The organism is Peribacillus sp. SIMBA_075 (genome assembly GCF_046534585.1).
This window is the reverse complement of sequence record NZ_JAWRYN010001080.1, coordinates 1-254: the sequence shown is the minus strand read 5'-3', so window position 1 is coordinate 254 and position 254 is coordinate 1. Positions and strand designations below refer to the sequence as shown.

General features: G+C 36.6%; 1 protein-coding gene. It reads left to right on the top strand.

Translation table 11 applies throughout. From position 1 onward, the window contains the following. Positions 1-254 (top strand): serine hydrolase (locus SB775_RS31615; protein ID WP_410865239.1); only part of this gene is annotated, 254 nt, incomplete at both ends.

The window sequence follows — 254 nt, the reverse complement described above, 5'->3', positions numbered from 1 at the left end:
AGCGAAGGTCTTTACCGGGGCAATTATACAATCTCTCGCTGAAGAAAATCGTATTGACTTAGAAAAAACAGCTGACGCATATATAAAAGAATTAAAAAATACACCATTCGGTAATGCCACTCTTCAGCAATTAATGGACATGCAAGTTTCTGTAGAATACCCTACTCACGGATATGAACATCCAGCGTTAGAAAATCAAGATGCACAACTATATTTAGCGAGCAATATTTTACCTAGAGGTAAAAACTACGAAG